A 22,056-nucleotide genomic window follows, 5' to 3' on the forward strand; every position below is an offset into this window, starting at 1 on the left:
GTTTGAAGCTCTATTTCATCAGTGGACTAGGTGCTGACCATCGGGTATTTGCACGGATGGAATTTGAAGGCTATGAGTGCATTCATTTAGATTGGATCGAGCCAAAGAAACAGGAATCTCTTCCGTCCTATGCCCTCAGGCTTAGTCAACATATAGATACAAAAGATCATGCCCTCATTGGAGTTTCCTTTGGGGGCATGTTGGTATCTGAGATTCATCGGCAAAAAGGGAGCAAAGCTTCTTTTCTTATTTCCAGCACTCCTCGATCGGCCATCCTGCCTCCAATCCCTTCTACTCTCTCGCGTATTTTTCTGCGGAAAGTATTTCTTCAAATAGGAAATCCCTTTTTCAAACTTATGTCTCCCTTCCTATTTGGAGTAAAAATAAAAGAAGATAAAAAGCTCTTACGAAAGATTATCTCGGAAACGGATCTGGACTTTCTTCGCTGGGCATTAAGGGCCATCTTGGGATGGAAGACTGATGAACCCGCTCAGGTTTTCATCCAAATTCATGGAGATTCAGACAAATTGGTGCCTCCAAAAAAGCAGCAAATAGAGCATCTCCTCGAAGGAGGCCACTTCATCGTCTGGGAAAAAGCACAGGAGATCGAAGAAATTATAAAAAGTCATCTCCAAGAGATATCTTGATTCTATCCAATGCGAACAAAATAGGAGGTGTTGAAGATGAAGGCTGAAAAGCTCAAGAATACTTTAAAAAAATTAAACATTGGTAAAGGAGAATTGGGGGAAAGGAATTGAGGAATAGCGGGCTTTTCTCCTTTCGATTTTTTGCCATTTTTCTAGGATTGACAGAAGAAAACATCATACGATTAATAAAACCTATGGCTACTACAAAAAACTCAAACCGCAGGAAATTTCTCCAAAACAGCATAAAAGTCGGAGCAAGTCTCTCCTTACTTTCCTCTACCCACCTCCTCACAGCTCAAAGCCCTTTTCATAAAGTAGAAAAGAAAGCGCCTAAGTCTCTAAAAATCCTATTATTGGGAGGGACTTCATTTTTGGGCCCACATCAAATCGCCTATGCCCTCGAAAGGGGACATGAAATCAGTACTTTCACCCGAGGCAAAACCAAGCCTAAAATCTACGCAGAACTTTTCGACAAAGTTGAATCTTTGGTGGGAGATAGAGAAAATAATCTCGAAGCCCTCAAAGGCAGAAAATGGGATGTGGTGATAGATAATTCCGGGCGAAGGGTGAAGTGGACGGAAGATACAGCTGAGTTGTTAAAGGACAATGCTGATCTCTATATGTACACCTCTTCTTTAAGTGTCTTCTATCCATTTACAGGTACAGATTTCAGTGAAAATAGGAAAGTATTGCTGGAAGTTCCGGAAGATATACTGACAGATGAAAACCGTCGAACCTATGAATACGGTTTGATGAAAGCCAATTCGGAAGAAGCTGCCAAAAGGATTTTTGGTAAGGATAGAGCTTGTGTCATTCGACCGACCTTTATCGTTGGTTCGGGTGATCCTACGGATAGATTCAACCATTGGGCAGCTCGTCTTCCTTTAGGTGGAGAAGTCCTGATTCCCGGTAAACTGCAAGATAAAGTCCAATATATAGATGTTCGCGATTTAGCAGCATGGATGATCAGATTGGCCGAGGATAAAACTGCAGGTACCTTCAATGCTTCAGGTCCGGGTTTTGCTCAAACGATGCCTGCTTTTGTTTATGGAGCTCATGCAAGCTTTAACATACCCGCCACATTTACACAAGTAGATGATTATGACTTCTTACAAGAACAGGGCGTTTACGCCATCACCCCCTGGATCATTCCGGTAGGAGATTTTGAAGGAATGGGCGTTTGTGAGAATAAAAAAGCCATCGAACATGGACTTACTTTTCGCTCACTTTCCGATACCATGCAGATGACCATTGAGTGGTGGAATTCTGATGCCGTTTCAGAAGAAAGAAGGCAAAGAGTTGTATCGGGAGCGAATTCTATGATCGCACGAGAGGCAAGCATTCTTAAGGCCTGGAAAGAACGCTCCTGACAAGCAAAAAAATCAGCAGAAAGGATTAGCTAAAATCGCAAGCCTTTTCGGAGAAAGCATTACCTTTGTTTCGATAAGGGCAATTGCTTTGTTCCCCTGTCACTTGAATAATTCTTTTATCAAAACATACATGATCGTTTACTCAGTTACCATTACACTCGCCCAGAAAGACGGCCATGATTGGGAAAGGTATATGATGGACAAACATATGGATGATGTAGTCAATACCGGATGTTTTGCCTTTGCCAACCTGCGTAAAGTTCTGAATGAAGGAGAAGAAGAGGTCAGTTATGTCGGAGAATATTTCGCTCCGAATCAGGCTTCTCTGGATATTTATTATCGGGATTATGCTGATGAAATGAGGAAGGACGCCAATTCCCGTTTTGCAGGTAAAATCAAAGCCAGCAGAAAGGTTTATGAGTTAATTGAGAAATAGTAAGATCATGAAACATTTTATAAGCATACTCATTATTGGGTCTCTATTCGCATGTACCGATAAGGTGGCTGAAATAGAAAATGAGAAAATTGCCGAAGCTCTTAAAGAGGAAATTTTACAGCTTGAATCAGAATTACTCAAGCGGGATCTTGAGAAAGACGTTTTTCCTGCCAGTGAACTTGTTCATATCGTTTATTTCAAAATGAAAGAAGGACTATCTGAAGAGCAGACAAAGGAAGCTATTTCTACCCTCGAATCACTCAGAAAAATTAAAGAGGTAAAAAGTCTTGAAGTAGGAGATTTGGGAAATACAGGAGACGCCAGAGCCGGAAGCATAGAGGGTTTGGTGTTACAAATGTCTTTTAAGTCGCTTGATGATCTGGAAGCTTATCAGAAAAATGAATTCCACCTCGAACAAAGAGCCAAACTCAAGGATTTTTTTGGGGGACCTCCGGTGGTTTACGATTACTTTATTAAATAGGGTCCTTGCTTTTCTTTTTCCTTAGATGAGATCCTTCATTGATAATTCAGGATGTTGGTGTTTTTGGGTGTTAGGGTGTTAGCGTTAGTAGAAACCTTAAATTATTACAACACACTCCTCAGGCGCGATGGCCCTGCAGAGCCCATCGGGAGCCGGGGCGGCGAGTGTGGCTGGCTTTGGGCTCTGCGATTTTTGACTCCATCTTATAAAACGTGTTGGTGTTTTTGTGTGTTAGGGTGTTAACGTTAGTAGGAACCTTAAATCCATACCCCCCAGAGCGATGGCCCTGCAGAGCCCATCGGGAGCCGGGGCGGCGAGTGTGGCTGGCTTTGGGCTCTGCGATTTTTGACTCCATCTTTTTCTAAAAAAGATGGAAACCAACCCATAAAAAAAGAATCCAATTATATATCACTCAAAAAAAGAAAAACAGAAATACTCAGTTAGTTAGGACTAAAAATTGCACTTGCAACTAAGTTCAACATTGATGAGCTTGCATTTCAATTTATAAACAAAACCTATCTCAAATTTCTATATGAAGAAGGCACATCTGGTAAGCGGGGGATGCGGATTTGTGGGGAGAAATATGGTGAAAAGGCTCTATAATACTACTCAGGATATCATTGTATTTGTTGACGACCTCTCTGTCGGAACAGCTCCAGAAAGCTGGCAAGATTTGCCGGTGAGCAAACAGATAAAAAATGCTCAGGTTTTGGGCGATGAGGGCCGCCTGGTTTTCATCCAGTCAGACATCAGAGATGTAATCAGAAATATCTACGAAGATCACACATATTTTCAGGAAAATTATGGATTAGACATCCCCAAATTTCAGGATGTCTTTCACTTTGCCGCAATTGTAGGAGGCAGAGCAAAGATCGATGGAGATCCCATGATGGTCGCCCTCGATCTGTCTATAGATGCAGAGTTTTTCCATTGGGCTTGTAAATACAAACCCGAGCGGGTGATGTATCCAAGCAGTAGCGCAGCATATCCCATCAGTTTACAAACGGATACAGCAGCCATAGCCCTTTCAGAATCAGATATCGATTTCAATAATATGGGCCAGCCGGATATGACTTACGGTTGGAGCAAATTGACCGGGGAATATTTGGCGAAACTGGCTGCCAGCCATTATGGTATTTCAGTTACCTGTATCAGGCCATTCTCCGGATATGGAGAAGATCAGGATCTCTCCTACCCTATACCGGCTATCGCCGCACGTGCTGCCGCTAAGGAAGATCCTTTTGAAGTATGGGGAACCGGACATCAGGGCCGGGATTTTGTTCACATTGATGACGTACTGGACTGTATCCTCCTGGCCATGGATCATATTCAGGACGGAACTGCCATCAACATCGGTATGGGAAGATTAACCTCTTTCCGCGAAATCATCGGACTCTTTACAAAATTTGCCGGCTACGATCCCCCCATCAAGCAGTTGCTGGATAAGCCTGTAGGCGTACACTCCCGCTACTGCAATATGGATTTTGTCAAAGAGAAATTGGGATGGGAAGCCAAAATCACCCTGGAAGAAGGTATGCGTCGAGTCTATGATGCAGCTGTGAAGCGATTGGAAAAAGCATGAGTTCGGAGAAAAAGCGTATCGTCTGTTTTGGTCCGGGTCCCAAATTCAAAGGAGGGATCGCAAACTACAATACCTCATTGGCCATAGCACTTGATAAAGAGCCCAATACAGAGGTGCATATCGTTTCCTGGACCCAACAATATCCAGCCATCATTCCCCGAGAATTTGTAGATAAATCCAGCAAAACTGATTTACTCGAGGGAACAGATGTACAGGTCAAGTACATCACCAATTACAATAATCCCTTTAGCTGGGGTGCTACAGTCAGGTATATCAAAAGCCTAAAACCGGAAATTGTCGTATTCCAGTGGGCAATTGCTATTCAGGGGCTCCCTTTAGGCCGAATCATTTCCCGTTTGAGTAAAATCAAGGATATAGAAGTGATCGTAGACCTTCATTTTGTCATTCAAAAAGAGAACAGCAATATCGATCGCATCTTTACAAAGATGGGAATCGGGAATGCCAATGGATATATCGTCCATGCCCTGAAAACCTATAGAGAACTTCAAACGCTTTTTCCAAAGAAGAACTTCTACCTCAGTGAAGAGGGAACACGGACGGAAACATCGGGTGAAAGAACAGTCATAAAACTTTATCATCCCATTTATGATATGTTTAAACCTGATCCAGGCTTTGATGTAGCAGCATTTAAGCAGGAACATGGATTGGCAAAGCATGTTTTCCTCTTCTTTGGTTTCATCCGAAAATACAAAGGCCTCCACAATGCCATACAAGCATTTAAAAAAGTGGCTGATCAAAGAGAGGATGTTTCCTTGCTAATCTGTGGGGAATCTTTTTGGAATACCCTGGATAAATCCAAACTTTCCACCCGCATCAAAAGTGCACTCTTTGGCTTGGCGAAAGGTTTATTCCTCAAAAAGGCAGATGATGAAGGAGAATACCGCCCCCTGGAGCTACTCAAGGAGCTGAAGCTGGAAGATCGCACGGCTGTCTTCAATGAATTTATCGCCAATGAAGAAGTCCATAAATACTTTCAGTCCAGTGATTGTGTAGTGCTGTATTACCTGACAGCTACTCCCTCGGGCATCGAATCCTTGAGTTACAATTTCAGCCTGCCCATACTTGCAACCAAGGTTGGCCACTTCCCCGAAACCATACAAGACGGATTCAATGGCTACCTGGCAGAAGATCAGGACATCGATTCTATGGCCGAGCAAATGCTACGATTTATTGAGCATCCACTAGCCGGCGAAAATGTAAAAACCGCTACCGAAAAATTGAGCTGGGCCAATTATGCAAAAGCCATTCTCAATACTTAAGGCAATCTCTATTCATTAAAATGATTCGATCCTCTTTCCAACACTCAAAGTCAGGGGATTGGATTTGTTCAACCAAAATCCAAAATCACTTTCGCTAAACTCACTCCCCGGACTTGAAGCCGGAGAAGTTGTAGTTCTCACAAAACTTGCGACATCCGTCTGCAATTGTATATTCCAATTGGGAAGTTCAAGGGATAAACCCGTTGTCAGAGAAACGCCAAAGGAATTTATATTATCCTTGATATCCTGCCCACTAAAACTTGAGACCTGATTTCCAAAACTAATCGGGAAACTCAATCCACTGATCAGCCTCAGATTTGGGATAATCGGAGAAAGAAGCAAGGCTTGTGGAACAATTTGAAGCTGGGATTGGCTAAAAGAAGATCCATCTGCTGAATTTCCCTGGTAGCCATACTTCACTTGCATGCCTAGGGCTGGCTGAGCTCCACAAGGCCCCAAAGGGGTATTAGGATAATATTGTGCACTAGCTCCCACACAAAAAAGGTTGTCTCCTTCACTTCTACCTAGCCCAATAATACCGGCAGGTAAAAAGGCATAATCTCCTCCCGGGACATAATTGATGGGTTCAGAATAATCAGATCCATAACTGATGTCCTCATCCTCCTCTTCTTCGCAGCAATTAAGGATGATATCATATTCTACATAGTCCGATACGAATTTCCCATTTTCCACATGTCCATAATTCTTAATCACAATCTCATAATCCAGAATTTGTCCCTGGCATCTTTGGCTTTTGGGATAAGGTTTATCAGCTACCCCTTTCACTACCAATCTTTGCTGAATACTCCCCTCTCCTTTTCCTGTGTCCTCTACCGGATTTTCATCTTCAGGAGTTGTGCCAAATCTTACCATAGCCTGAGAAAGCAAGGTATGCTCAACATCTTTAACCATAGATAATAAATCATCGAGGCTTGACATACCCGGATCAAAACTCCATCCATGCCACTTGGCATCATCCGGCAATTGTGCATTTTCTTTGCTGAGGGCGTACATATCCATCAATTGCTTCAGCTTGGTTTTTACTTTATCCCCTTCAGCACTATCTTCCATATCTATATTATTCTTCTCTCCAAGCTTATCAATTGCATCATTCAGGCTTGCTTCCGGATCATCGCTTTTCAATGCTTCCAGAATCAATTCTTCCACCACTTCCGATGTCAGAAAGCGCTTAAATGTTGTGAAGGGAAGTAAAAACGGATCGATCAAATCCAACATCATATCTAATGAAGTCAGGGCAGCATCATTCATCATTTTGCGATTGATTCCCTGGTTTTGGATCAATGTCAATAGATTGACCAGGCACACCTGGTTCCAATTCCCTTCAATATTGATTCGGTCATGATTTTCGATGGCTTCTCTTGAACTGGTTTGTAAGCGAGCATGCAGATCAGCTATGTCTTGTGCAATTGCAGATAGACCTTCTTTGTGTTGAGCATCCAGTTCCAGGCTCTGTTGAGAAATGACCCATTGAAATTCATAGGAGGAAAGCAGTTCTGAGATTTGGGGGCAGTTGTTATTTGCAGATAAAGCAAGAGAAGAGGCAAGGAGAAGCAGTGTGTGTATAAATTTCACGTTCTTGGGGCTAATACATAAATAACTTAATTGTCCCTCTGAGAGGGGAATACATGGCTATTTACAATTTACAATTTTCAATTGTAAGCCCCAAGCACTGAAAATAGCGAAATGGTCATACAGATTTTGCGCTTATTTCGTAACTTAGGGCAAGAATTACGAGAGATGGAAGCTGTTGCCAAGACATATTACGACTCTCCCATCGGAACAGTAGAAATTTCTGCTTCCGATGCTGGTATAACCGGGCTTTGCTTTACCGATTACCCTACCTATGAAATCAATCCTACGCATCCCATACTTTTGGAGTGTATCGAACAACTGGATGAGTATTTTGAAGGAAAAAGGACGCATTTCACTGTCTTTCTCGATATTGAGGGCACAGAATTTCAACGTAAAGTCTGGCGAGAATTGATGGAGATTCCAATTGGACAGACTCGTTCCTACCTGACAGTCGCCAAACGCATCAATTCTCCGGATGCCGTACGGGCAGTCGGAAGTGCCTGTGGAAAGAATAGCCATTGGTTACTGGTACCATGTCATCGAGTAATCGGAAGCAACGGAAAACTCACAGGATATGCCGGTGGATTGAAAAGAAAACGCTGGCTCTTACAGCATGAGTGGGCCGTTTTACATGGAAAACAGACGGAGCTTTTTTAGGAGTGTTTTAGTTTCTTTGTGTTATATAGGAATGATTAACAGTTGCAGGATAATACTAAAACACTTTCCCACATTCCTTTTTAAGCTTCCCAAATCTCAGTAAATTTAAGGCCTGCAAGCCTCATTCGACTCAAAACCAATTTCAAAATCGTCTAAATGCTCGTCAACGGAAACGCACAGCGCACGATCTGGCTCAAAAAAAACGACCCCCTTACCATTCAAATCATTGATCAACGACAACTTCCTCACCAGTTTGAGATAGTGGATCTTAAAACGGTGGATGAGGTAGCTCATGCCATCAAAGATATGTGGATCAGAGGTGCTCCCTTGATAGGAGGGACTGCCGCTTTAGGTATGTATCTCGCTTGTGTGGAAATGCAGGACAAAGAAGATCCGGAGAGTTATTATAAACTTTGTTTGGACAAACTTTGGAACACTCGCCCCACAGCTGTAAACCTCCACTGGGCAATCGAGCGTTTGGATAGAGTAATACAAACTTCTGCTAATCCTGAATCAAAAATTGAAGCTGCCAGAAATGAGGCTTTAATGATTCTGGAAGAGGATGTGGAAATATGCAGACAAATAGGAGAAAATGGCTTAGGGCTGATTGAAGAAATTGCTGCACAAAAACCCGGGGAGACGATCAATATTCTGACCCATTGCAATGCGGGTTGGATGGCAACCATAGACTGGGGTACTGCAACAGCACCTATATATATGGCTCATGATAAGGGCATTCCAGTTCATGTATGGGTAGACGAAACCAGACCTCGAAATCAAGGAGCCAGAATTACAGCCTGGGAACTGAAACAGCATGGAGTTCCTCATACCGTCATTGTTGATAATGCAGGAGGCCACCTCATGCAGCATGGACAAGTTGACCTCTGTATTGTCGGCACAGATCGAACCACCTATACCGGAGATGTAGCCAATAAAATCGGCACCTATCTCAAAGCCCTTGCTGCCTGGGACAATGCTATTCCTTTCTATGTAGCCTTGCCTTCTACTACTATTGACTGGACAATGAGAGATGGAATCAAAGAGATCCCAATAGAAACACGTAATGGCAAAGAAGTAAGCCATATCAGAGGCTGGAATAAAGAAAGTGAAGTCATAGAAGAAGTTCGGCTTACGCCAGATGGAAGTCCAGCAATCAATTATGGCTTTGATGTTACTCCGGCAAAATACGTCACTGCCTTGATCACAGAAAGAGGGGTTTGTAAAGCTAATGAAGAAGGTATTTCCAGTCTTTTTCCAGAAAAAGTTCAGCAAACGACTTAAGAAAATATAACATATATATATGCGGGGGCAGATCTTAATCTGCCCCTTATTTATGGATACAATCCTGCATCACGCTTATTCATTTTCACTAGCTTAAAAATGTAAAAATCCGTATATTCTAGTATGAAGCAATTGAGTACGGATTGGTTCATGGAAGGAACCCTCGATTTTGAGTATAAGAAATACGTTCTTTTGGCATATCTCCAGCAAGTCAGCAGAGAGTTTGCCGAATATCGCTTATACCCCTCATTTGGAGAACTCATTTTTCACAGACGAAATCTTGCCTCTTTTCAGGAAGAGAAAAGAAAACTATCTGAAAAATTTCCCGGAAAGATCAGTGAAGATGAGTTGAAAAAACTAAAACTTCAGATTGAGCCCTCAATTAGGGAGCATCCCAATATGCAGGAGATCGAACATATCGTCTCCTATTCCATTCCTGAAATAGAAGGTAAACTCCGACAGGGAAAAGAAATCTATGAACTCATAGACGAGGAATTGAAAATCGAGCCCATCGGAATTATCCCCCTTTACAAAAAGGAAGGCTATATTTTTCTGCAGATTCAGCCAGAGAAGTTTGTGCAGGCTTTCGAGTATCAAATTGTTTTCTTCGAAAACATAGAAGCCAATTATCATGGAATTTCCATGAATCCTCTGACGACTTTTGAGCTCAGTATTGTCAATACCTATGAGCATATGAAACGGGAATTGATCAAGGTCCATCAGAAGTTTCCCAATCCAGCTACCTATTTATTGTACACAGAAAAAGCCTTTCCTGAAAAAGAAGCATTATTGCCAGTTGCGAAACGGAAAATGTTGGCCTACTTGAAGTAAGGAGAGAGTTTTCTCAATATTTCCTGTAGCCATCTTCCTCCTTTTTAAATACCTGGAATCCATTTTCCTGGAGGAATTTTATTTGATCTGCCTTCAATTCGTACTCATAGGCATATACCTCATAATAGTACATCGCTTCCAGGTGATGCGGTTCCGAAGAGAGTATAATTTTCTCTTCCGGAATTTCAAGAGAGTTCACAAAATCTGCCATTTCCTTTTGCCATTGGGGTCTTTCCCAACGATGCTTGAACGGCTTAAGCCTTTCAAGAGAATAGCGTATTGGCAAAACCAATAAGAGAATCGCCAGTAATTGAAGTAGCCATTTTTTTCTTTGAAATCGATGGGCGTAGAGGGAAAAGAAACGAAAGAAAAATGCAAGTAAGATGAAAAAGGCTGGAGCAGAAACCAGGATATAGGTATGCCGTTTCATATCAGCTATACTAAGCAGAATGAGGGGAATCCATATCCAAAGTAGAATTATCTGTTGAGAACTTCTTTTCTTCCAGCGGAGATTTCGGATAGATAAGTAGATCAGGGGCAGGTAAATCAATTCACCAAAAATGATCCTGATTTCGTCCAGGTAGTAAAATATAGATCCTTGATGACCTCCTTCTGCTTCATAAATCGGGAACAAGACATTAGACAGCATCCAGCTCGTTTCTTCCGGAAAGTTTAGGAGTAAATAAGACATCCAGGGCCCTATTAGAAGCAAGAAGATCCCTGTAATTTTAAAGAGACTCTTCACAAGCATCTTGAAATCTCTTTTTTGAGCCAACAATAGACCGGAAAATACAAAGAGGATCATCAATGCACTGATCCATTTGGAAAGAAAGGCAGCGGCCATACAAAAAGCCAGAAGGTATAAGTATTTCTCTCGTGTATATTTCAGGTAAAATACTGCTGCAATTATCCCTCCCTGTAAAGAGAGTTGGTGGAAAAGTTCTACATGATCCGAAGATATTATCCCAGCGCTAAGTTCCAGGAATAGTCCATGAATCGCGTGCAAATAAGCGGCTATCAGGCCAACTTTTATCCCAAATAATTCTTTCCCGACTATAAAACTGAGGTATACGCTCAAAAGAGCGAGGAGAATCGAAGGTATTCGCAAGGCAAATTCGCCATCTCCAAAAATGGCAATGCTTCCCGCCATTAACCATAAGGGTAAGGTTTGCTTGCTAATCCAGAGCTCTGTTCTTCCCCAATCTTTGAAATCTGCTTCCAGGGGAGGATCATCATATAGACTAGGGATCAAAGGATGCTGAACCAGATGCTTTGCGACCAATGCATGGTACCTTTCATCCCATTTGTGGATAAGTGGCTCTAAAGAGAGAAATACCCGCAGTGACAAAGCCAATCCCAGGATAAGCCAGAGAGCTTTTCGATAATCCTCCTGTTTGTAGCAATATAAAATGCCTACTGATGCCAGTAGAAAGAGGGAAAGGATTAGTATTCCGGGAAGGTATTCCATAAAAAATGGGGCAAGGAAATCCCTGCCCCAATATATCATGATATCTTGAAATCGCTAGACGTCGATATTGGCGTATTTAGCATTTCTTTCGATAAACTCTCTTCTTGGAGGTACTTCATCGCCCATCAGGGTTGAGAAGAGGCGATCCGCTTCTACAGCACTTTCGATACTAACTCTCTGTAGTGTCCTTCTTGCAGGATCCATAGTAGTATCCCAAAGCTGATCAGGGTTCATCTCCCCCAGTCCTTTGTATCTCTGTATATTCACTTTACTGTCATCTCCTGATGCCCGCTCCTGTATGATCTGCTTACGATCTTCTTCAGACCAGGCATACCAACCTTTTTTACCCATTTTCACCTGATATAAAGGAGGCTGAGCAATATAGACATGCCCCGCTTCGATAAGAGGTCTGAGGTTACGGAAAAATAGAGTAAGGATCAGTGTACGAATATGGCTACCATCAATATCTGCATCCGTCATGATGATGACTTTGTGGTAACGAAGCTTTTCTATATTCAATTCTTCATCCTGTCCCAGGCCGGTAACCCCTAAAGCCATCACAATGTTTTTGATCTCTTCATTCTCGTAGATACGAGAAGGACGAGCTTTTTCTACATTGAGAATCTTTCCCCTCAAAGGCAGGATAGCCTGAAACTTACGATCGCGAGCCTGTTTAGCACTCCCGCCCGCAGAATCACCCTCCACCAGATATACTTCGCATTCCTCAGGCTTGCGGCTGGAGCAGTTCGCCAATTTACCCGGTAGACCTCCACCGATAGTCATGGACTTCTTCTGAACCGCCTCACGGGCTTTTTTAGCCGCATTCCGGGCTTCTGCTGCCATGATCACCTTGTCGATGATCATCTTTGCTGTCTTGGGATTTTCTTCCAGATAATCATTGAGGCTGCGCCCTACAATGGACTCCACAATACCAGATACTTCTGAGTTACCCAATTTGGTTTTGGTCTGCCCCTCAAATTGAGGCTCCTGAACCTTTACAGAGATTACACAAGTGAGACCTTCACGAAAGTCATCCCCTGTGATATTGAACTTGATTTTCTTGAGAAAATCCATGCGTTCAGCATAGTTTTTCAACGTTCTGGTCAGGGCTTTTTTGAATCCGGAAACATGTGTCCCCCCTTCATGTGTGTTGATATTGTTCACATAGGAGTGAATGTTTTCCTTGAAGGAGCGATTGTATTGAATAGCAATCTCCACTGGAGTTGTTTGCTCTTTGTCGATACCCTGAATGTACACAGGATCCTGGTGCATAGGTTCACGAGAAGAATCGAGAAACTTAACAAACTCCTTTAAACCACCTTCAGAATAATATGTCTCAGCCAGGTGGGTTTTGCCTTCATTCTCTTCCTTTCTTTTATCTATTTCAGAAAGAGGCTCACGCAAATCCGTAAGGGTGATCCTTACTCCACGGTTTAGATACGCCAACTCTCTCAAGCGAGATGCCAGGGTATCAAACTTATATTCCTTTACAGTAAAAATACTATCGTCTGGCCAGAAGCGTGTCTCCGTACCTCTTTTGTCTGTATCTCCAATTTGCTCAACGGGTCCCAAAGCTTTTCCACAGGCATATTCCTGATGGTACTTCTTGCCATCCCGAAAAACAAAAACCACACATTTGGTTGAAAGGGCATTTACACAAGATACCCCTACCCCATGCAATCCACCGGAAACTTTGTAGTTGTCCTTGTTAAATTTACCTCCAGCTCCCAATCGCGTCATCACCAACTCCAATGCAGATAATTTCTCTTTTTCATGTATCCCCACAGGAATTCCACGACCATCATCTGTAACCTCAATTGAATTGTCTTCATGGATGATTACATCGATGTGCGAAGCATGCCCTGCCATGGCCTCATCAATGGAATTATCCACCACCTCATACACCAAATGATGGAGTCCTCTTTCCCCAACATCACCAATATACATGGCAGGCCTTTTCCTTACGTGCTCTATCCCCTCAAGGACCTGAATATTACTTGCGGAATAATCCTGGGACTGATTCTCTATATCACTCATTTTCAATAATTTATACGAGATTCGTTTTTTCCTTTTTCTTCCTTGCAAGATAAGCAAAAAAGGGCAAAGATCATATTAATCCAGCCAGTTTCGAAGACTTATTTTTGGATAAAAAAACGATTGATTTTCAAGCAGATACCTCCATTTTTTACCACCTTTAAAATGGCCTGTTTCCAGCCTCCCTCAGGGCTCGATTTTGGAAGATTTTAGGAAGCTGAAAATTAATTGTTTTAATTTAACTGCTATCACAGAGGATCCATACTAGTCATAAAAATATGACTATTACTGATTATCAATACTTTATATATATTTTCTAAAAAATGGCCCTTCCTACTTCAATAGCAGAACAAGATTGCCCGGTTACTTACTGCATGAGCAAAATCGGTGGCAAGTGGAAACCTATTATTCTTTTCCTCATTTCTAAAGGGGCCAATAGGTTTGGAATTCTGCACCGAGGGATAGCAGGTATCAGCAAACAGATGCTTACCCAACAACTCAGGCAACTGGAAAAAGACGGGATTTTGGATCGGGAAATTTTTGCAGAAATCCCTCCCAGGGTGGAATACAGTTTGACAGAATACGGCAATTCTATTCTTCCAGTTATAGCTGCGATGAGGCTCTGGGGAGAAGAACATATGCCAGAAAAAAGCTAAACAAGTTTTTGCCAGAGGTAGAGTTTGACTACACTTCCAAAAAGACTTAATTCATAGGTCTCTATTTCCTGGAATGTTTCTTCACTGCTCAACAAGCTCCTCATGCTCTCTTCCTGATCTGTTAGAATGACAAGAATCCCCTTTGCAGTAAGCAATCTTTTCCACTCCTGGTACATTTCCCGGTAGAAGCTTCCCAACTCAATATGAGAGGCTACTTGGCGGCCCCAGGGAGGATTACTGACGATTCGATCGACACTCCCATCTCCATATGGCAAGTTCCGTAAATCCCCTTGCTGAAATTTACTCTTACTCTCTGCTACTTCGGAATTCGCTTTCGCATATACTACCGCCTCTTCCTGAATATCGACTCCCTCATACCTAGCTTCAGGAAATGCCTTTGAAGCTTCTATCAAAATTGTGCCTACCCCGCAGCAGGGATCCAGAACCAGATTGTCCGGCTTGATCCTTGCCAGGTAAGCCATTATATAAGCCAGAGGTGCTTTGGTAGAACCCGGTCTGCTATGAAGCTTATATTCTCTTCTATGCAAAGGCTTTTCCCCTAAACGTATGCCCAGTTCCAATTGATTTCCTTCCAAAGAAATGCGAAAATCCAGTTCTCCTCCTTCACTCCCTTTTTCATTAGGGAAATACACGCCTTTCAATTTGCTCTGAAAAAGAGGCAAAAGTTTGTCTTGTAACTCGAAGCGGGAAAAATTCTTTTTCCCCTGCAATCCAATGGTCAGACTATAGCTGGGAGCAGGAGAAAGTAGCCTGCAGGTCCGGACTATTTCTATCTGCTCCGGAAGATTTTCCAGGAGGAGTTGAAGTCGATCAGGAATTTCTGCAAGCATGGCCCGCGTATGATTCATTCCAGAGAGGCTTCCTAAATGAATAAAAACATCGTCCAGACTTCGGAGGCTAATAAGTTTTGCTGCAGGACCCTTATACTCAAAAAACAAGGTACGAATGCCTTTGCCCTTTACCTCCAATCCCTCAATAGCTGCAAGTTCAGCTTCACAAATATCTTCCAGTCCACGTAAACAGCGGGCAAAATAGGCAGGCATAAAAAAGCTTATTTACATTCAGGAGCGATGCCTTCAACATAGCGCTCGATTACTTTCAATTCTTCTGCTACTTCTGCCCCCTTAAATCCCTGAATATCGGTCGGAACTATTTGGGCGCTATAGGCTTTGAGTAGCTTTCTGGCGAGGGGCAGATAGGACCAATGCCATTTTTCTTCTTCATAGCCAAAGGGGCGCTTGCCTTCTCCTTTTTCCGTATAGGGCTGCCCAAATCCATATTCAGCAGCATGCGCCTTTAACCATTCATATTCTTTCAATCCTTTTCCAGAAGCGAAATAGCTATTCTCAAATGCATTGAGGTCCATATCTGTTCCCCAATGATGCCGAGAAGTGCCGGGCATAGAACTGAAGAGTAAAATTTCAGTCGCTCTATCAGTAGGATCAGGTTTTGATTTTGAGAGGTCCTTACCTCCTACTTTACGAGCACCTGTCCATTTTGCCTCCCAGATTTGCTTCTGACGAAAGAAATTACGGGTTGCAGATCTGATTGTAAGCTTTACGCCCTCTTCTTTTGCTGCTGCATGCATTTCCTTAAAAGCCGCCAGGGTTTCTTTGTGTAGATAAGCTCCCAAACCTGAACCAGCACCATGGGTAGCAGTGATCTTTTCAAAGTCTTCATGTTTTGCGGGATCAAAGCGGCCCAATAAATACGTATTGGCAATGGTATCTTTCGCCATAATGACTTCTGCTATCGTGTCTATTTCAGTTCCTGATTCCAGGGACTTTGCTTCATCCATAGCCTGAGATTTACTCATAGAGGAATTGCAGGCTTGTAGAAGAAGGCCAGCTGTAAGGAGGAGAAATATACTTCTGAAAATGATCATGCGACAAATTAAGGAATTATAGAAGGCTCCTACAAACCACGCAGTTTAACCCTTGCTCATTTCCCAGGCTATGATAGAAGCTGCTATGCTGGCATTCAGAGATTCGCCTCCTCCATATCTGGGAATGGAAACCTTATGGGAAACAGCTTTTCGAAGCTCCTCTCCTATTCCATTAGCTTCATTTCCAATCAAAATAAGGCTATCATCTTTGAAATTGGCTTTACCCAATTCTGGTCCCTCCATATCCGCCAGCCACAACCTTGCCTTCATCTCATCCGGCATATCTTCCAGTTTTCCGACTGGCAGGATATTCATCCTGAACACTGCTCCCATACTGCTTCTAAGGCTTTTTAGGTTCAAAGGATCTACACAACCCGGTCCCAGAAGGATGTTCCGAATATTCAGCCAGTCGAGGCTTCGCATAATGGTTCCCAAATTTCCAGGATCCTGAATAGCATCCAAAACAAAGCCTCTTTCCTGAGGAATTTCTGTCCACTCTTTTTGCTTACAAAAGTCCGGAGAAGGAAAATGAACAATCCCTATGATTCCTTCAGATTGCTGATGCCCACTCAACTGATTGAAGGCATCGCGATCGGCCCAGGACAGCACATCTCCTTCATAATTTTCCTCTCCCCAATCCGTTATATCTTCTCTTAATACGAGGCTTTCCAATTTCCAGCCGCTGGCAATTGCCTCCTGAACCAACTTTTTTCCCTCAATCAGGAACATTTGATGACGATACCTGTACTTTTTAGTATGTAGGGAAGTAAAAAGTTTTATTTTCGCTTTGGAAATGACTTGCATAAGGACAAAAGTAAGAAAATCCCTTGCTCTCATGACACTTTTGTGTCTGTCCTTTGCATTTATTGCCTGTAATCCAACCAAGCATCTTGCACCCGGCCAGCTTTTGATACAAAATACCCCCAAAGTAAAAAGTGAAAAAAAGCTTCCGGAATCTGTACTCAATGAGGCAGTAAAAACAGAAGCAAATCGCAGGATGCTTTACCCCAGAACTTATCTCCATCTATACAATCTGGGTCTGAGTTTACACAAAGACTCCTCCTGGTTGAAAAGAGGCATGTTAAAATCTTCTCGCATCACCAAGTCATATAATAATACGGTCAATTGGTTGGTAAAAGAAATTGGGGAGCCTCCAGCTCTCTTGGATCAAGCCCATATAGATGCTGACATTGTTTCTCTCCGGGAATTATGCTTTGCGAATGGATACTTCTATCCCTCTGTTTATGCAGAATTAGATACTCTGAAGGGAATTTTTGATAGAGGACAAGTAGCGATCAAATATCAGGTGAAAGAGGGTACAGCCTATAAGATTCGAAAGCTAAATTATATTTTACCTCCAAGCGCCGATTCCAGCATTTTTAAATACATAGATGCCGAAAATTCTTTACTGAAGCCTGAGGAAAATTATCGTCAAATATCTTTTGCAGGGGAAATGGCGCGATTGACGAATAATCTGAGAGACAATGGGTATTTCAGTTTCAGCCAAAACCTCATCAGCTTTGAAGTTGACAGCTTGAATATTCGCGAAAATGAGCTTGATAGTGTCGGTCAGGTTCTTGAAAATAAATACCTCGATATCTCCGTCATTTTTGAACGGATTCCTTCCCGATACCAAATCAGAGAGATCAACCTCAATATCAAATCTCTTAACAATGGGGTCAGTGTAAATGCAGAAGATTTTGTGGATATGCGAGGCGAATTCCTGACGGAAGCTTTTAGAGAAAAGTGGAAAATTGACCAGGATATCCTCCATGATACCATTCCTCTGAATTTCAATATTGACAAAGAACACATTCATGTTATCAATTATAATTTTCTGGCCCGAAGGATACATTTAAAAGAAGAAGCTCCCTTTAGTCAAACAGAAGCCAGAAAAACCCAAAAGCGCCTGGGTGAATTGGGGATGTTTCAATATGCCATTATCAATTATGAATTGATTGATTCCATACAAGCACTGGATGTCAATATAGATCTACAGCTTGCTACACGCTACCAAATGAAATTTGGGGTGGAATCTTTTTCTCAAAATATATTCACTTCCAATATCCCTGGCATTGGTGGGAATTTCACCATTCGAAACCGAAACACCTTTCATAAATCTGAATTTCTGGATTGGTCTGTACAGGCACGTATTGGCTGGTACGCTTCTGAAGAAGGGGCCTCTCAGTTCCAGCGGGTTTTCTATGAAGTTGGTACAGAGTTGAATCTCAATTTCCCTCGTTTCCTTTTACCTTTCGGCAATAAGAAAAGAGACCTGAGTTTACTGAGTCCCATAAGTACCATGTCATCCAGTTTGAAACGGGTAGACAGACGCGAATTCGCCCGTACACAAGCGGGTTTCCAATTGACCTACCGTTGGAACCACAAACCTTTTCAGGACAGAGCTGTAAGCAGGTTGCGTCCCATTGTTCTGGAAGTTATAGATATAGATACACAGGACGAATTCCAAAAGTTGGTGGTAGATGAATTGGCACCTGCGATTCGTAGAGACTTTGAAAATCGAATCAGTTCAAGACTAGAATACAGTTTTACCTATCAGAATTATCAATCGACCAGGCTTTTTCCAACTTTTTGGACGCAGTTCAATGTGCAATGGGGAGGAAATTTGCCCTTCTTTCTTGATGGACTGACTTCTTTGGCTATTTCAGATACCAGCACAAGGGACAATTTACTTTTTGGAAAATTATTTTATGGACAATTTGGAAAAGCATCGATAGAAACCAAATTCACTATACCAGTTACCCGACAATCAGATCTTGTCCTTAGGGGATTTATCGGAGGAGCATTACCCTACAATGAAACTTCAACTGTGCCCAGAGAATCAAGGTTTTTTAGCGGAGGCACCAATTCTATGCGTGGTTGGCGCTCAAATACACTTGGTCCGGGAACTACTTCTTTAAAAGAAATTCTGGATCTGGACTCAGAAGACCAACTTCAGGGAATAAGTCTGATTGCTCCGGGGGGAGAATGGATATTCGAATTGAATGCGGAGTATCGATTCAAGGCGGGTGGAATATTGGAACTGGCACTCTTCACTGATGCCGGTAATGTCTGGTTTCACCGTCCTAAAAATGGCGAACCTCCTCTGGGTGAAAAGTCTCTACTGACCAAAGAAAACCTAAAATTAGGTTGGGATGCTGGAATTGGTTTTCGCTTTGATTTCTCTTTCCTCATCCTCCGTATGGATATCGCTCAACAATTGTATGCTCCGGATCTGGACAATGGCTGGATCCTCGGCAACTCAAATTCCCGAGATCGGAGACCTCAATTGAATTTGGGGATAAATTATCCTTTTTAAGGTGTTGAAGTTTGGAAGTGGTATAGGGCGCTAGTTTGAAATAAACTATAAGACCCAAGCACTATAACTCTTCCCCTTTTTACTTCCTAAGGCCAATCTCCCTAAGTCTCTCTTCCAGATATTCTCCTGCAGTCATGTCCGTATACGCTTTGGGATGAGCATCGTCTATACAGTTTTCCAGACAAGTAAGATCCATATCAGAGCGGGGATGCAGGAAGAATGGAACAGAATAACGAGGCAAATGCAGCCTTTCTCGAGGGGGATTCACCACTCTATGGGTAGTTGAAGCCAGTTTATTGTTGGTGAGTCGCTGAAGCATATCGCCGACATTGATCACAATCTCATTGGGTTTGGGGCTGGCAGCGATCCACTCACCCTCTGCATTTTTCACCTGCAAGCCTTCAGCACTGGCACCAATCAAAAGGGTAATGAGATTTATATCTTCATGCTCGGCAGCTCTTACCGCGCCATCCGGGACTTCGTCAGGATTGGGAATCCCATAATAATGGATAGGACGCAGGATGCTATTTCCATTATGAATTTTGCTGTCGAAATAATCCACGGGCAGGTCGAGGTATTCTGCAATGGCTCTGAGCAGGCTCCTTCCGGAGCTTTCAAGGCTTTGATAAAGCTTAACTCCATATTCTCCAAAATCAGGCACCTCATCCGGGAATACATTATCGGGATAACTCTCCTGTATCGGATCATTATCCTCCACGATCTGACCAATATGGTAGAACTCCTTTAAGTCTCCCACATTACGTCCTTTGGCATGCTCTTTTCCTTTAGAGGTATAGCCTCTTTGGCCGGCAATGCCTTCAATTTCGTATTTAAATTTGGTATCCGAATCGAGTGAGAAAAAATCAATGAAGCTGTTATAGGACTTTTCTATTACTTCATCAGCAACCCCATGATTGGCAACGATGGCGAAACCGATTCCGGAAAATGAGTCTCCTAAGGCTTTTACAAAAGCTGATTTTTGTTCAGCTGTACCCTTGACATAATGATTTAGATCAACGGTAGGTATATGGTTCATGCTCATAGCGATATTTTCTTTCTGTTATAAGAACGGAAAGTTAGGAAAAATCGCACAAATTTGAGTTGAAATTTATAAGCTTATTCTCTGGTAAGCAGCTTTATAGCCACCTCATCACCCATTCCCTGGCTAAAGGCCATCCGCATCATGAGTACGGCCAGAGGTTCTAACAGACGGGCACTGTGTAGAGGACCACAATCTCTGGGTTCAAATCCTGTGGCTGCAATGATTTTGTGGAGAGAGGCTTTTGCCTTTTCATCATCCCCACAATAGAACATTGTTCCATCATTTGCTCCAAAATAAGGTCCATTTTCGATCTGCTTGGCCATAGCCGTATTATAAGCCTTGATTACCCTGGCTTCTGGCAACATCTTTGCGATTTGCTCAGCAGCAGAAGTTGTATGACCGATGGCCAGTTCTGGATATTCACCAAAGATGACGGGATTAGTACAGTCAACTACAATCTTTCCTCTAAAAGAATCTGTATTCCTAAGTACTTCTTCAATAGCTTTGTATGGAACTGCCAGAAAAACGATTTCTCCATAATGAACAGCATTGGCAATGCTGCCTCCGGTAGCAAAATGATCCATCTCACCAGCAATAGCTCTTGCTGAATCCAAATTACGACCGCCCACCATAACATTATACCCTTTATGAGTGAGCGCTGTACATAAGGCTTTGCTTATGTTTCCAGTTCCAATGATACCTAGTTTCATGTCAAAAATGGAGATTTAGTAGTTTCGTTTTCAATCGATCTGCCGCAAGATAAGGAAATTATACTGTAATTATGAAATACACAAAAACAGGAAATTAAGCCGGATGAGCGATGCCTACTCTTCTTGCACAAAACTTGTTTTCAGACATTTCCAGCGTAATAAAATCAGCCACATTCTGGATAGAAATCTGGTTCTGAGATTTTTTAGGATAATAGTCTGCCTGGGTCAGATATTCACCTGTTCTTTCTCCATTATTCATAAAAGAAGGAGAAACAATGGTCCAGTCCAGATCTGAATCCTTAAGAATATCATATACCCTTTTATGATCAAGCGAAATATTCTGAAGATTCGGCGGGAAGCTCAGGCTTTCCATGATGAGGTATTGCTCATCTTCCTGTAAGATGCCTGCACCAGTAATAGTGAGCAATCGATTTACTCCTTTGCTTTTCATCGCCTGGACAATATTATCCATACCTTTTGAAAGTAAGGTAATGGGACCGGAAAACTGGCGAATTCCAATTACAGATAGTACCGCATCATGTCCGTCCACAGCTGATTCAACCAGGGAAGGATATAATACATCTCCATGTACTTTCTTTAAAGAAGGATGGTCGATTTTGAGGGCTTGTATATTGCGGGCAAATGCCGTTACCTCATGCCCTAGATCCAAAGAATATTCGACCAACAATTTACCTACTCGGCCTGTAGATCCTATAACAAGGACTTTCATATGAGGATGTTTATGTAGCTTTTCTTGTCAAGC

20 protein-coding genes are annotated in these 22,056 nt (G+C 42.4%); 11 read left to right on the top strand and 9 right to left on the bottom strand.

What is annotated here, in order from left to right; all coding sequences use genetic code 11:
* Positions 1-2: 2 nt before the first annotated feature.
* The 6 genes from R8P61_13755 to R8P61_13780 all read left to right on the top strand — a co-directional run bounded on the left by R8P61_13755 (position 3) and on the right by R8P61_13780 (position 5,796).
* Positions 3-647, top strand: a complete 645-nt coding sequence (locus R8P61_13755; GenBank protein ID MDW3648127.1) for an alpha/beta hydrolase — start codon at positions 3-5, stop codon at positions 645-647.
* Positions 648-841: 194 nt separating this feature from the next.
* Positions 842-2,017 carry an NAD-dependent epimerase/dehydratase family protein gene (locus R8P61_13760; protein ID MDW3648128.1) on the top strand — a complete coding sequence of 392 codons (1,176 nt, stop codon included), beginning with the start codon at positions 842-844 and terminating at the stop codon, positions 2,015-2,017.
* Positions 2,018-2,147: 130 nt separating this feature from the next.
* Entirely contained in the window at positions 2,148-2,453 is a 306-nt protein-coding gene (locus R8P61_13765; protein ID MDW3648129.1) for a DUF4286 family protein, read from the top strand.
* A 7-nt stretch (positions 2,454-2,460) separates the two neighbouring features.
* Complete coding sequence (locus R8P61_13770; GenBank protein MDW3648130.1) at positions 2,461-2,934, top strand: Dabb family protein; 474 nt, start codon at positions 2,461-2,463, stop codon at positions 2,932-2,934.
* A gap of 532 nt (positions 2,935-3,466) precedes the next feature.
* A complete protein-coding gene (locus R8P61_13775) occupies positions 3,467-4,516 on the top strand; it encodes an NAD-dependent epimerase/dehydratase family protein (protein ID MDW3648131.1) in 1,050 nt (349 codons plus the stop codon).
* Positions 4,513-5,796 (top strand): glycosyltransferase, encoded by a 1,284-nt coding sequence (locus R8P61_13780; GenBank protein ID MDW3648132.1) that lies wholly within the window; start codon positions 4,513-4,515, stop codon positions 5,794-5,796. The genes R8P61_13775 and R8P61_13780 overlap by 4 nt, the downstream gene beginning before the upstream one ends.
* A 15-nt stretch (positions 5,797-5,811) precedes the next feature.
* Here R8P61_13780 and R8P61_13785 read toward each other — a convergent pair whose 3' ends face one another.
* Positions 5,812-7,389: a hypothetical protein gene (locus R8P61_13785; GenBank protein MDW3648133.1), complete on the bottom strand. Its 1,578-nt coding sequence runs from the start codon at positions 7,387-7,389 to the stop codon at positions 5,812-5,814.
* Between the two features lie 111 nt (positions 7,390-7,500).
* Here R8P61_13785 and R8P61_13790 point away from each other — a divergent pair, with 111 nt between their 5' ends.
* From R8P61_13790 to R8P61_13800, 3 genes are all read left to right on the top strand, one after another.
* Positions 7,501-8,046, top strand: coding sequence for a methylated-DNA--[protein]-cysteine S-methyltransferase (locus R8P61_13790; protein MDW3648134.1), 546 nt, complete (start codon positions 7,501-7,503; stop codon positions 8,044-8,046).
* Between the two features lie 156 nt (positions 8,047-8,202).
* The gene (gene mtnA, locus R8P61_13795) at positions 8,203-9,327 is read left to right on the top strand and encodes an S-methyl-5-thioribose-1-phosphate isomerase (GenBank protein ID MDW3648135.1); all 1,125 of its coding nucleotides are present in this window, start codon (positions 8,203-8,205) and stop codon (positions 9,325-9,327) included.
* A gap of 123 nt (positions 9,328-9,450) precedes the next feature.
* Positions 9,451-10,158 carry a hypothetical protein gene (locus R8P61_13800; protein MDW3648136.1) on the top strand — a complete coding sequence of 236 codons (708 nt, stop codon included), beginning with the start codon at positions 9,451-9,453 and terminating at the stop codon, positions 10,156-10,158.
* 13 nt (positions 10,159-10,171) lie between these two features.
* Here R8P61_13800 and R8P61_13805 read toward each other — a convergent pair whose 3' ends face one another.
* Entirely contained in the window at positions 10,172-11,626 is a 1,455-nt protein-coding gene (locus R8P61_13805; protein ID MDW3648137.1) for a glycosyltransferase family 39 protein, read from the bottom strand.
* A gap of 54 nt (positions 11,627-11,680) precedes the next feature.
* Positions 11,681-13,663, bottom strand: a complete 1,983-nt coding sequence (gene gyrB, locus R8P61_13810) for a DNA topoisomerase (ATP-hydrolyzing) subunit B (protein ID MDW3648138.1) — start codon at positions 13,661-13,663, stop codon at positions 11,681-11,683.
* 320 nt (positions 13,664-13,983) lie between these two features.
* Here gyrB and R8P61_13815 point away from each other — a divergent pair, with 320 nt between their 5' ends.
* A complete protein-coding gene (locus R8P61_13815) occupies positions 13,984-14,316 on the top strand; it encodes a helix-turn-helix domain-containing protein (protein ID MDW3648139.1) in 333 nt (110 codons plus the stop codon).
* Here R8P61_13815 and R8P61_13820 read toward each other — a convergent pair.
* The 3 genes from R8P61_13820 to R8P61_13830 form a co-directional block, all read right to left on the bottom strand.
* Positions 14,313-15,380 (bottom strand): methyltransferase domain-containing protein, encoded by a 1,068-nt coding sequence (locus R8P61_13820; GenBank protein ID MDW3648140.1) that lies wholly within the window; start codon positions 15,378-15,380, stop codon positions 14,313-14,315. The genes R8P61_13815 and R8P61_13820 overlap by 4 nt on opposite strands.
* Positions 15,381-15,388: 8 nt before the next feature.
* Positions 15,389-16,153: a M15 family metallopeptidase gene (locus tag R8P61_13825; protein ID MDW3648141.1), complete on the bottom strand. Its 765-nt coding sequence runs from the start codon at positions 16,151-16,153 to the stop codon at positions 15,389-15,391.
* 114 nt (positions 16,154-16,267) lie between these two features.
* Positions 16,268-17,059 carry an RNA methyltransferase gene (locus R8P61_13830; GenBank protein ID MDW3648142.1) on the bottom strand — a complete coding sequence of 264 codons (792 nt, stop codon included), beginning with the start codon at positions 17,057-17,059 and terminating at the stop codon, positions 16,268-16,270.
* Between R8P61_13830 and R8P61_13835 the strand changes: the two genes are divergently transcribed.
* Positions 17,058-19,541 (top strand): BamA/TamA family outer membrane protein, encoded by a 2,484-nt coding sequence (locus tag R8P61_13835; GenBank protein MDW3648143.1) that lies wholly within the window; start codon positions 17,058-17,060, stop codon positions 19,539-19,541. The genes R8P61_13830 and R8P61_13835 overlap by 2 nt on opposite strands.
* Positions 19,542-19,620: 79 nt before the next feature.
* On the opposite strand, the gene R8P61_13840 is transcribed toward R8P61_13835, so the two are convergent.
* The 3 genes from R8P61_13840 to R8P61_13850 form a co-directional block, all read right to left on the bottom strand.
* Entirely contained in the window at positions 19,621-20,583 is a 963-nt protein-coding gene (locus R8P61_13840) for a 2-oxoglutarate and iron-dependent oxygenase domain-containing protein (GenBank protein ID MDW3648144.1), read from the bottom strand.
* Between the two features lie 74 nt (positions 20,584-20,657).
* Complete coding sequence (locus R8P61_13845; protein MDW3648145.1) at positions 20,658-21,293, bottom strand: NADPH-dependent F420 reductase; 636 nt, start codon at positions 21,291-21,293, stop codon at positions 20,658-20,660.
* 94 nt (positions 21,294-21,387) lie between these two features.
* The gene (locus R8P61_13850) at positions 21,388-22,023 is read right to left on the bottom strand and encodes an SDR family oxidoreductase (GenBank protein ID MDW3648146.1); all 636 of its coding nucleotides are present in this window, start codon (positions 22,021-22,023) and stop codon (positions 21,388-21,390) included.
* Positions 22,024-22,056: the final 33 nt, after the last annotated feature.

This window comes from Bacteroidia bacterium, from assembly GCA_033391075.1.
Taxonomy (GTDB): domain Bacteria; phylum Bacteroidota; class Bacteroidia; order J057; family J057; genus JAWPMV01.